Annotated in this window: 12 protein-coding genes; 1 reads left to right on the top strand and 11 read right to left on the bottom strand. The window is 32.1% G+C overall.

The genetic code is table 11. The annotated features are described in order from the left end of the window. Nucleotide 1 precedes the first annotated feature (1 nt). The 10 genes from FHS04_RS11970 to FHS04_RS11925 form a co-directional block, all read right to left on the bottom strand. Nucleotides 2–220: a hypothetical protein gene (locus FHS04_RS11970; RefSeq protein WP_106678437.1), complete on the bottom strand. Its 219-nt coding sequence runs from the start codon at nt 218–220 to the stop codon at nt 2–4. 85 nt (nt 221–305) lie between these two features. Further along, nucleotides 306–671, bottom strand: coding sequence for a response regulator transcription factor (locus tag FHS04_RS11965; protein WP_027879892.1), 366 nt, complete (start codon nt 669–671; stop codon nt 306–308). Between the two features lie 18 nt (nt 672–689). After that, entirely contained in the window at nt 690–3,380 is a 2,691-nt protein-coding gene (locus FHS04_RS11960; RefSeq protein WP_106678439.1) for a sensor histidine kinase, read from the bottom strand. Beyond that, on the bottom strand, nt 3,373–3,567 hold the full coding sequence (locus tag FHS04_RS11955; protein WP_106678441.1) for a hypothetical protein: 195 nt from the start codon (nt 3,565–3,567) through the stop codon (nt 3,373–3,375). The genes FHS04_RS11960 and FHS04_RS11955 overlap by 8 nt, the downstream gene beginning before the upstream one ends. A gap of 118 nt (nt 3,568–3,685) precedes the next feature. Further along, nucleotides 3,686–5,452, bottom strand: a complete 1,767-nt coding sequence (locus FHS04_RS11950; protein WP_106678443.1) for a sodium:solute symporter family protein — start codon at nt 5,450–5,452, stop codon at nt 3,686–3,688. Between the two features lie 27 nt (nt 5,453–5,479). Beyond that, nucleotides 5,480–5,740 (bottom strand): DUF4212 domain-containing protein, encoded by a 261-nt coding sequence (locus tag FHS04_RS11945; protein WP_027879889.1) that lies wholly within the window; start codon nt 5,738–5,740, stop codon nt 5,480–5,482. A gap of 26 nt (nt 5,741–5,766) precedes the next feature. After that, nucleotides 5,767–7,011 (bottom strand): porin, encoded by a 1,245-nt coding sequence (locus tag FHS04_RS11940; protein ID WP_106678445.1) that lies wholly within the window; start codon nt 7,009–7,011, stop codon nt 5,767–5,769. A 115-nt stretch (nt 7,012–7,126) separates the two neighbouring features. Then, entirely contained in the window at nt 7,127–7,546 is a 420-nt protein-coding gene (locus FHS04_RS11935; RefSeq protein WP_106678447.1) for a transposase-like zinc-binding domain-containing protein, read from the bottom strand. A gap of 193 nt (nt 7,547–7,739) precedes the next feature. Further along, nucleotides 7,740–8,096, bottom strand: coding sequence for a DUF779 domain-containing protein (locus tag FHS04_RS11930; protein WP_106678449.1), 357 nt, complete (start codon nt 8,094–8,096; stop codon nt 7,740–7,742). Nucleotides 8,097–8,163: 67 nt separating this feature from the next. Next, complete coding sequence (locus tag FHS04_RS11925; protein ID WP_106678451.1) at nt 8,164–9,660, bottom strand: aldehyde dehydrogenase family protein; 1,497 nt, start codon at nt 9,658–9,660, stop codon at nt 8,164–8,166. Between the two features lie 212 nt (nt 9,661–9,872). Here FHS04_RS11925 and FHS04_RS11920 point away from each other — a divergent pair, with 212 nt between their 5' ends. Beyond that, complete coding sequence (locus FHS04_RS11920) at nt 9,873–10,790, top strand: AraC family transcriptional regulator (RefSeq protein WP_106678453.1); 918 nt, start codon at nt 9,873–9,875, stop codon at nt 10,788–10,790. Between the two features lies 1 nt (nt 10,791). On the opposite strand, the gene FHS04_RS11915 is transcribed toward FHS04_RS11920, so the two are convergent. Then, nucleotides 10,792–12,162: an alanine/glycine:cation symporter family protein gene (locus FHS04_RS11915; RefSeq protein ID WP_106678455.1), complete on the bottom strand. Its 1,371-nt coding sequence runs from the start codon at nt 12,160–12,162 to the stop codon at nt 10,792–10,794. Between the last annotated feature and the right edge of the window lie 19 nt (nt 12,163–12,181).

Genomic DNA, 12,181 nt, shown 5'->3' with positions numbered 1-12,181 from the left:
ACTAAGCTTTTTTAGAGTTAAAAAGACCGAACCAATTAGGGTTAAGCACTTTAAGTTTAATTAAAGCCCAAATTATAGCTACAAAAGATAAACCAATAACAATAGATAACATTGGAGTTACAATAGTTTGGCTTTGCCATTTAAATCTAAGGTATAACGTAGCAACAACGTAGATACATATTATTATATCTGATGCTAGTGGATTGATACGAAGTTTCATTGTCTTTATATTTTAATTAAATACTTGCTTGTTTGCACACAAAACCAATATTTAATTAGTCATATTAAGACTAACTTTTATGTTTTTAAGCGACGAGTTCCATAATTTCTGAAACTATTTTTTTTACTGAAAAGGGTTTGGTTAAATACTTATCTGCACCTAAATTTAGTCCTTTTTCTATATCTGACGCTTTATTTTTAGCGGTTAAAAAAACCACTTTTATATCTTTTAAATTTTTATCTGATTTTATGTATGACAATGTTTGGTAACCATCTACATTAGGCATCATTATGTCTAACAATATAACGTCTGGCGTTTGGGTTTTTAATATCTCTAACGCTTCACTTCCATCTCTTGCTATATACACTTCAAAGTCTTGTTTTTTAAAGGTATACTCTAAAGACATTACAATGTTAGGCTCATCATCTACAATTAAAATCTTCTTCTTCATATAAAAATGTTGTACAATTTACTTAAAAGGTAGCGTAAAAACAAGACTTGCGCCATTTTTTAACCCTTTTTTAGCCCAGATTTTTCCGTGATGTTTTTCTATGATTTGTTTTGTAATAGCCAAACCTAATCCGCTTCCTTGTGGTTTTATTGTGTTTTGGTGTTGAGATTGATAAAATTTATCAAAGATATAATCATGATCTTCTTCCGGTATCCCTTTACCATTATCACTTACAGAGACTTCTATATGTTGCTTAAAAACCGAGTAATCTACAACTATTTCTCCTGTTTTAGGAGCACAAAATTTTAACGCATTAGATAATAGGTTTGTAAGTACTTGTAGGATGCGGTCTTCATCATACTCTAAATACAGTTGGCTTTTGTTTTTATTAATTATACGTATCTCTTTTTTTGCTGCGATATGGTTTAAACTAGAAATTGCTTTTGATATAGTACTACATATGTCGTTACGATTAACATCTAGATTTAGACGTCCGGTTTCTAGTTTTTCAAAATCTAAAATGTTATTAATTAAGCGTCCTAAACGATCTGAATCCTGAAGTATATTTTTTAAGAACTGTTGTTTTATCTCTTTAGGCATATCATCGTCTTCATCCATTAATAGCTCGGTTGCTGCACGTATACCTGTTATTGGTGTTTTAAGCTCGTGTGCTACAGTGTCTAAAAACTCGTCCTTTTGTCTATCTTTTACTATAAGCTCGTTATTAGCTTGTTTTAATTGTGATGATAACTGAGATAACTCTTGAGATTGCTCTAGCAACATTTTATTGTTTACAATATTTTCTTTAGACTCTTCTAAAATTTTAAGCACTTCTACCAAACTAATTTGTTCTTCTTTGACTACACTTGCTATTAATATTTTAGCTGAAGCAGCACCAATGCTACCGGTTAGTAGTTTTTCTGAAAAATTAATTAATCTAGCATCTGCTAACTGTGTGTCTTGAGGTAGTTTATATTTAGTAAAAAAGATATTTAAAGCACGGTTGGCTCTATATTCTCCTAAAAAACGAATTAATACATTTTTTATATCATTAACGTACGCTTCTCCTTTCCATACTAAAGCGCTGTCTTGTAAGGTTGTAAAGTTTTTACTATCTACATACATCTCGGCATAATTACGTTCTCTATAATTACCTTTATAGATTAATGAAAATACTAAGTAAAACATAACATTAAAAGTTATGCTCCAAAAAAATGCATGTGCAGGTGGACTTAAAAAGTCTAATCCAAATAAAGCATAAGGCTTCAATGCTTCTACACCAAAAAGCCCCAACTGAGTAAAAGAATCTTTACCTACAAAAGCATCCAAAGTAAAAGGTAATACCAAGGTATACAATACTGTTAAAGTCCCAACAACCATGCCTATAATAGCTGCTCTTGCAGAACCACGATTCCAATATAAACCAATAAAAAATGACGGTGCTAATTGTGCTATAATAGTAAAGGATATTAACCCTATAGAATATAAGGAAAGCTCTTTAGAAAACGATATATAAAAAAAATACGCTACAATTATTATGGAGAATATTGATATGCGTCTTATATTTTTAATGTATTTAGAATTTCGTTCAGGTTGATTTTTAATGAATTTATCTAAAAACCCATAAGGTATAATTAAGTTATTACTAACCATTGTTGATAATGCTAAAGTAGATACAATAACCATTGAAATTACTGCTGAAAAACCACCTAAAAAAACAAGCGTTGCTAAAAACGAATGACCTTGCTCTAATGGCAAGAACAGTGTGTAATATTCGGCATTTTGAGTATTACCAAAACTTAATTTTCCTGCCCAAGCAATAAAGATTACAAATACATTAAACAGTAATAAGTACAACGGAAACATCCAGATAGCATGTTTAAGGTGTTTTTCTCTATTATTTTCTAGTACTGCTACTTGAAATTGTCTTGGTAACAAGAATATAGCCATAAATGACAATCCCATAGTAAAAAGCCAATTAAAACCTTCTTCTAAGCTATCTATAGTGGTTAGCGGTATTAAATTGTCTATTTTGGATATTTTATTGTAAATATCTGTAGTGCCATTAAACAGGTAAAACGTAACATATACACCAATAATTAAAAAGAATAAGAGTTTTATAATAGACTCAAAAGCTACCGAAGCAATAATCCCTTTATGTTTTTCGGATGCATCGGTGTTTTGTGTCCCAAAAAAAGCAGCAAAAATGGCTAATAGCAAGGCGACATAAAACGTAGAGTCGTCTATTATTGACGTAGAAATATAGCTTGTATCATCAGACATTATTTCAAAAGTCTCAGATACTGCTTTAAGTTGTAAAGAAATGTAAGGCAAGGTACCAATTAAGCAAATACCAGTTACTAAAGCGCCTAAAAACCTATTATTACCATAACGTACAGAAATGAAATCTGCTATAGACGAAATTTTATGTTGCTTAGAAATACGAATAATTTTGCGCAATACCGTAATCCATAAAGGCGCAGCAATAACAGGTCCTAAATAGATAGTTAAAAAATTAATACCAGAATTTGCAGCAATACCAACGCTACCATAATAGGTCCATGCAGAACAATAAACAGCTAAAGATAACGTATAGACATAAGGGTTGTTAACCCATTTGCTTTGTCGTTTTTTTTCAGCAATAAAAGCAATGTAAAACAACACTGCTAAATACAATACAATTATAACTACTAACGCATAATTACTCATAATGACGTTTTAAAACTATAAACGAAATTACTACTGAAAGTAACCAAGTAGAAAATATAAACACATAAAAATAAGGCACGCCAAACACATGTCCATTAACATTAAAAATAAGTACAAAAGGTATATTAAACATTAAAAATAATGCTATGGAGAGGACGATTAGTTTTTGCTCGTGGCGTTTTTTCATATAAATATTTAAATAGAATACTAATATAATTAAAAATCAGCATTACAGTTTGTAATGCTGATTTTAACTAACTAAATTAAAATATGCTCTTAATTATTTTAAGATAAAGAACAATGTTTTAATGTGAAGAAGCTTCTCCAGCTCCCGATGGAATACGAATGTTTTCCACCATATCTTGTACATCTTGAGGCGGTGCAGGTGTTAACCTTGATACTACTACCGAAACTACTACGTTTATTAGCATTGCTATAGTACCAAACCCTTCTGGAGATGTCCCAAACCACCAGTCTTCTGCAGTACCACCACCAAACATATTTAATTTAAATTTCATCATGTAGAATAACATAATTACGATACCTACAACCATTCCTGAGATAGCACCTTTGCTATTCATACGCTTATCAAAAATACCTAAGATAATCGCTGGAAAGAATGACGCTGCTGCTAGACCAAATGCTAGTGCGACGACAGCTGCCACAAACCCTGGAGGATTAATACCAAAGTATCCAGCAATTAATATAGCTACAAAAATAGATACACGAGCCCAAGTTAATTCGCCTTTGTCAGAGATATCTGGTTTTAATTGCTTTTTAATTAAATCGTGAGATACTGACGTAGAAATTACCAATAGTAAACCTGCTGCTGTAGATAAAGCTGCTGCTAATCCACCAGCTGCTACTAAACCAATTACCCAGTTTGGAAGGTTTGCAATTTCAGGATTTGCTAATACCATAATATCTCTATCAACATATAGCTCGTTAGAGGCATCACTTACATTAGCTACCATACGTTGTCCATATTGCCCTCTTTCTTCGGTATATACAGGTTTTTTACCATCTAAAGCGTTGCCAGCTACATATTGAATTTTTCCATCGCCATTTTTATCTGCCCATGCTATTAATCCTGTATCTTCCCAATTTTTAAACCATTCAGGAATTTCAGAGTATTCTTTATTACTTACTGTTTCGATTAAGTTAGTTCTAGAAAATACTGAGATTGCAGGTGCAGTTGTATAAAGAATAGCAATTAATAATAATGCGTATCCTGCAGATTTACGTGCATCTTTTACTTTTGGCACCGTAAAGAAACGCACTATTACGTGTGGTAACCCAGCAGTACCTGTCATTAATGCTAAAGTAATAGCAAATACATCCCAAGTACTTTTAGTTCCGCTAGTATATTCGTTAAAACCAAGTTGCGTATGTAATGCATCTAATTTGTCAAGTAAAAATTCACCACCTTCAACAGTTCCTCCCATTCCTATTTGAGGTATGATGTTTCCTGTCATTTGCATAGAGATGAAAAACGCTGGTACCATAAACGCAAAGATTAATACACAATACTGTGCTACTTGCGTGTATGTGATTCCTTTCATTCCTCCTAATAAAGAGAATACTAAAACCACAGCCATACCAATAATTACACCTAAATTAATATCTACTTGCAAGAATTGTGAAAATACAATACCTACACCACGCATTTGTCCTGCAACGTATGTAAATGAAACAATTAAGGCACATATTACAGCTACAGTACGTGCTGTGTTAGAATAATATCTATCACCAATAAAATCTGGTACAGTAAACTTACCAAACTTGCGCAGATAAGGCGCTAAGAGCAACGCTAGTAGCACATATCCTCCAGTCCAACCCATTAAATAGACTGAACCATCATAACCAGCAAACGAAATAATACCCGCCATACTAATAAAAGAAGCGGCACTCATCCAGTCTGCTGCTGTAGCCATACCATTTGCTAAAGGTGAAACACCACCACCAGCAACGTAAAATTCTTTTGTTGAGCCTGCTCTAGCCCAAATTGCAATTCCGAAATATAGAGCAAAAGATAGCCCTACTAATAACCATGTCCATACTTGTACACTCATAATGTTTTTTTGTTTTTTAGTTAAGGCTTACTCGTCGAAACCGTATTTTTTATCTAATTTATTCATCAATCTTACGTAAACGAAAATTAGAATTACGAATACGTAAATAGATCCTTGTTGTGCAAACCAGAAACCTAGTTTAAATCCGCCAAGTCTTATTTCATTTAAAGCATCTTTAAAAAGGATTCCGCATCCGTAAGACACTATAAACCAAACAGAAAGCAGTATAATTAAATACTTTAAGTTTTCTTTCCAGTACGCTGTTGCGTGTTGTTGTTTATCAGACATAATATGTTTTAGTTTTAATTAGTTGTTTATAGAAAAATGTGCGTTTGTAGTCTAAAGATATTAGTAGACTCTGCACCTGTTGCTCCTTTGGTACCTGTAGTATATTCTGCAGTTATTTTAGCAAAATGACCGTTTATAAAATAGTTAAGTCCTAAACCTAACTCATCACTATTATTTGGCGTAAAATCCATATTTGATGTATTATAAGTTATATATGGCATTACGTTATGTTTTCTAAATAAAAGTCCTAATTGACCATGAACAACTGTACCTGAAGATGGGACTAAACCACCAGTACTAAATCCGTCGGTATCACCATAATTATAATTGTAATAAGCACCTAAAGCGCTAATTGCTAAGTTTTCGTTTAACGGTGCATCATAAAATGCATCTACAGCAAAGTGTGTTACAGATTCTCTATTATTTAAATCGTTTACCGCTAATGCATCTGGATGATGGAAGAAACCAGCACCTATACTTAGCACTTTTTTCTTACCTAAGTAAGTACCAACTAAATAAGGCAATTTATCTGATTCTTTATCAAAGATGTCATACTTAAAATATCCTGCGTAATTCCAAACACCATCTCCAATAGCATTATCGACTTGGTAAGTTGGTGTAGCGCCTAAAACTCCTACGTTTGTTCTTGCATTATTTGCTGCTATACGATAGCTGAACTTACCTAAAGAACCTTTAGCATAAATCCCTAAATGACGTGCAAACTGATCACTTGTTGTAATATTATTCCAAGGAAATAACCTTACATCAGAGTTTCCTGCTCCAGGATTATCTAAAGTCATCATGTTTAATGTACTTTGATTTGATAATCTTGAAATACCATTCCAATAATGTAAACCAGAACCAACATGAAGTTTTCCTGGCTCTATAGCAAACTCTGCCCAAGCATCATGTAAAAACAATAAACTTCTATTATTTGCTGTTTGTGAATTTGGGTTTGCTGTTAAATTGTCTGCACTTAAACTATTAAGTCCAAAGTGAGTTAAGATTAAAAATCTTGGTGAGATTTGTGCGTAAGCTAATAATCTAGACCTTCTAATAGAGTGTCTTATTCCTTTTTGATCGCTTCTAGCTTCAAGCCATAATTGATGCCAAGTAATAAACCTTATGTATTTACTACCATCTTCATTAAGATTTACTTTTAGTGGTTTGTAAGAATGGTCTGCTTCTTTTTTTTCTGCTTCTTGACTATTTCCTAAAAAAGGAAAAAGCAATACTGCTGCTATTAAAAATAAGAATGTTTGTTTTCTCATAATTTTAAAGAGTTAGTTAGTGAATAATTAAATTATTGGTTTTGTGTGCACTACTAAACTCTAAAAAAGAATGTGTTAACAGAAAATTAATATATAAATCTGTTAATTATATATACTAATCTTTAAAACGCTCCCATTTTATTAGCATAAATTTGTCTCCTAGCTCTGTTACAACAACTCCAGCTCCTTTAATATTTTCTGCTTTTTGAAAATAATTACCTAATTCTGTGGCGTTTAATATTTTATAAGTTGGATGATAATTAGAATTATAAGGCCTTTTAATATTATATTTTTTTACCCAATTCATTATACTTACATGAGACACGCCAAGGATACGCTCTATTTCTCTATAGGTTAATCCTTCTAAGTATAGTTGTAGTGACTTGTTTACGTAATAGTCGTCAATCTTCTTACCTATTTTATTAACAGAAAAAAAATAGTTACATTTTTTACACTTATAGCGTTGTCTATCATTTACAATTCCACTTTTAATATAGTGATCAGAACCACAATTTGGACACAAATCAATTTTCATATATATTATTTTAGCATAAATATATTAATTTAGCAATAAAAAATGATTCAAAAACTTAATTATTTATCAAATACATATTTTTAAAACCAAAAACATATAAAATTTATATTTTTTTAAGCTTATAATTAACAATAAAACAAAACCCTATAATACGGTATTATAGGGTTTTGTTTTTAACTTGTAGCTTGTATGATTATTTATGATTAAAGTAAGTATCTTCTTCTTCTGTTAATAATCTAGAGTGAATAATAAAACGGATCCCTAAAGGAATCTCTAAAGAGAAACTTGCTCCTCTTCCTTCGGTGATATCGATAGTTAAGTGTGTATGTTTCCAATATTGAAATTGATCTTGATTCATGTAAAAAGGAACGCCTTCAATATCTCCAAGATGAATATCACTTTCATCTAAATACATATCATCTTTTTCAAAAATCATTGGCGCAGAGCCATCACAACAGCCTCCACTTTGATGAAAAATTAAATTGCCATGTTTTTCTTTTAGCTGCCTAACTATTGTTTTTGCTTGTTCTGTTATGTCTAATCGTTGCATTATTATAAATTTAATAAAAAAGGCTGAATTAATTAAACTCAGCCTTTCTGCTATTATATTTTATCTATTAAAAGAAACCTAACTTATTCTTATCATAAGAGATTAGCATGTTTTTAGTTTGACGGTAGTGACTCATCATCATTTGATGGTTTTCTCTACCAAAACCAGACTTTTTATAACCACCAAATGGTGCGTGTGCTGGATAAGAATGGTAACAATTTACCCAAACGCGACCTGCTTTTATAGCTCGTGGTATTTGGTATAGTTGGTGTGCATCACGTGTCCAAACACCAGCACCTAAACCGTAAAGTGTATCGTTAGCAATCTCTAAAGCTTCAGCTTCGTCTTTAAATTTGGTTACGCAAACTACTGGTCCAAAAATTTCTTCTTGGAAGACTCTCATTTTATTATGACCTTCAAGAATGGTTGGTTGGATAAAGAATCCGTTGCCTAAATCGCCTTCTTTATTAGCGTCACCACCACAAAGAACTTTAGCTCCTTCTTCTTTACCTATTTTTATATAAGATTGAATTTTTTCATATTGATCGTTAGACGCTTGCGCACCAACCATACAATCTGTACTGTAAGGACTTGTTTGTACAATTGCTTTTGTACGCGCCACAACACGCTCCATAAACTTATCGTAAATATCTTCTTGTACTAAAATACGAGATGGACAAGTACATACTTCACCTTGATTAAAAGCAAACAATACTGCACCTTCTATAGCTTTATCTAAAAAAGCATCATCATGATCCATAACCGAATTAAAGAAAATGTTAGGCGACTTTCCTCCTAATTCCATAGTTACAGGATTTAGATTCTTTGATGCATACTGCATGATTAACTGTCCTGTTGTCGTTTCGCCTGTAAAGGCAACTTTGTCTACACGAGAGCTCGATGCCAAAGGTTTACCTGCTTCTGGTCCAAAACCATGCACCACATTGATGACTCCTGGAGGAAACACATCTGCAATTTTTTCCATTAATAAGGTTGCTGAAGATGGCGTTTGTTCTGCTGGTTTTAATACTACACAGTTACCTGTTGCTAAAGCTGGTGGTAATTTCCATGACAACATTAATAGTGGGAAATTCCATGGGATAATTTGACCAACGACACCAAGTGGCTCTTTAATATTCATGGATAAGGTGTTTTGATCTAACTCTGTTGCACTACCTTCTTCTGCACGAATACACGATGCGAAATACCTCCAATGATCTACAGAAAGTGGCACATCTGCATTTAACGTTTCACGGATTGGCTTACCGTTATCACAAGTTTCTACTAAAGCAAATTCTTCTAAGTTCGCTTCAATAATATCTGCTACTTTATTTAAAAGTGTTGCGCGTTCTGTTGCAGAAGTGTTTCCCCAAGCTTCTTTTGCTGCGTTGGCTGCATCTAAAGCAAGTTCTACATCTTCTTTTTGAGATCTTGGGTATTTTGCAATTAAGGATTTATCTATTGGCGATGTATTTTCAAAATATTCACCTCCAATAGGTGCTACAAACTTTCCGTTTATAAAATTGTCATAGGATGCTTTAAATTTTGGTTTAGAGTAACTCATAGTTATTAATTTAGATTATTAGTTATTATTTAGTTTTCAATCATTATTTATTAATAATGCAACATTGATAGTTTTCGCCTTATTAAAATGAATAATTATTAATTTTTGTAAAGTTATTTTGTTACATTCTTAAATTATTGAACATATTTATTATATTGTTGCACAATCCTATTATTAAGTATTTTTTAAAATACATTTTTGTATCATTGGGTATGAGTCATTTATTAAGTCAGCATAGAAAACATAGAAAATTAACTACGCTTGTAGAAAACAGAACGACTTACAATGCAGAGTTTGCAGAGTTGAATATTTATGAAACTCATCAATATGCAGAGCAAGTATCTTTGACTTTTGATTTTCCTATAATAGCTAGCATGCTAACAGGTAAAAAAGTAATGCATATTGAAGGCATGCCATCTTTTGATTTTTATCCAGGTGAATCTGTTGTTATGCCTACAAATAAAGAAATGGTGATTGATTTTCCTTTAGCAAAAGAAGATGATCCTACGCAATGCTTAGCCTTAGGTATTGATAGTACAAAAATTACCGAAGTTGTTGATAAATTTAATCATCACGTAAGTATTGAAAATGAAAACAATAATTGGTCTATTGACAAAAACACAAATCACTTAACCAATAATAACGAGGTTAATCATTTAATTAACCGTTTAGTTTATACTTTTACTAATAACAATAATACTTCTAAAGATGTATTATTAGATTTAATGCTACAAGAATTGATTGTTAGACTATTACAAACTAAAGCTAAGACCTTGTTATTAAGCGATCAAAACATGTTTAATGACACCAGAATTGGTATGGTTATTAACTACATTAAACAAAACTTAACCAATAAGGATATTACTGTAGATTTACTTGCTAAAAAGGCTTGTATGAGTACGTCACACTTTCATAAAAAGTTTAAAAACACCTTAGGTATCTCTCCTATTGATTATATTAATTCTGAAAAAATAAAATTTTCTAAAAAACTAATTAAAGCATCTAAAGACCTAAGAATATCTGAAATTGCCTTTAAAGCTGGATTTAATAATACTAGTTATTTTAATAGGCAGTTTAAAAAAATGGAAATGATGACGCCAGCACAGTTTAAAAAATCTGTTAGTCAATAATTTACTGTATTGTTTTTACGTAACGTTTTACTTCTTTCATCACTTTTGGCGCCAATAATAGTGTTGCTGTCATCGTTGGTATTGCCATTAATGCAAATACACCGTCAATTAAATTAATCATTAAGCTTAATGATGTCGTTGCACCAATAATTATACTTAAAATATAAAAATAATTATAGTAGTGTTGATGCTTTGCTCCTATTAAAAACGATAAACATTTACCGCCGTAATACGCATAAGAAAACAAGGACGAAATACTAAATACAGCAATACAAGCCATAAGCAAATATTTACCATAAATAGGCATAGCATTACTAAAAGCCGATGCAGTTAAACTAACACCGTTTGCGTCTGTTGTTTTCCAAACACCAGTAACAAGAATAGCAAGAGCTGTTAATGTACATACTACCAAGGTATCAATTGCTGGTCCCATCATAGCTACTAAACCTTCACGAACAGGTTGATTCGTTTTAGCAGCACCATGTGCTAATGGCGCTGTACCAATACCAGCTTCGTTACTAAATGCGCCTCGTCTTATTCCTAAAATAATTAATGTACCAACAACACCTCCAAATAACGCATCTTCTTTAATAAAACTTGCTGTAAAAGCATCTGTAAATATAAGCTTGAAGTAATAAGGAACACTTTCTATATTAACAATTAAGATAAAGAATACTAACACAAAATATAGTATGACCATGCTAGGTACTAATTTTGAAGTGACTTTACTAATTCTATTTAAACCACCTAAAATAACCACAGATGTAATTACTACTAAAACTAAACCGATAATTAAATTTGAAGTAAAATTAACCTCAAATCCGTTAGGTATCAGTACAATATCGTTAATAGCTTGGGTTAATTGATTAACGTTAAAAACCGGCAACGCACCAATTAATCCGCAAAGACTAAAAAATACCGCTAAAGGTTTCCAAGATTTACCCAAACCTTCAACAATAAAATACATTGGTCCGCCTTGTGTTTTACCTTCACTATCTTTTCCTCTAAACATGATAGCCAAACTTGAAGTAAAAAATTTTGTAGACATACCAATAATGGCACTAATCCACATCCAAAACACAGCTCCTGGTCCACCAACCGCAATAGCAACAGCTACACCAGCGATATTTCCCATACCTATAGTAGAAGACAACGCAGTCGTTAAGGCTTGAAAATGAGTAATATCACCTTCATCTAACTCGTTATCATACTTTCCTTTTAGTACATCTATTGCGTGTTTAAAATATCTAAATGGTAAAAACCTGGATAGAATTAAAAGGTATAATCCGCCACCTGTTAATAGAATTAATAGTGGAAATCCCCATACTGCAGAAGAAAACGCTTCTACCCAAGTATTAATCTGTTTATACATACTAACTGTTTTGAAAAAG

The organism is Mesoflavibacter zeaxanthinifaciens subsp. sabulilitoris (assembly GCF_014191595.1).
GTDB lineage: Bacteria > Bacteroidota > Bacteroidia > Flavobacteriales > Flavobacteriaceae > Mesoflavibacter > Mesoflavibacter zeaxanthinifaciens.
Note: the sequence above shows the minus strand (reverse complement) of the source record. Positions and strands in the feature narration are given on the sequence as shown.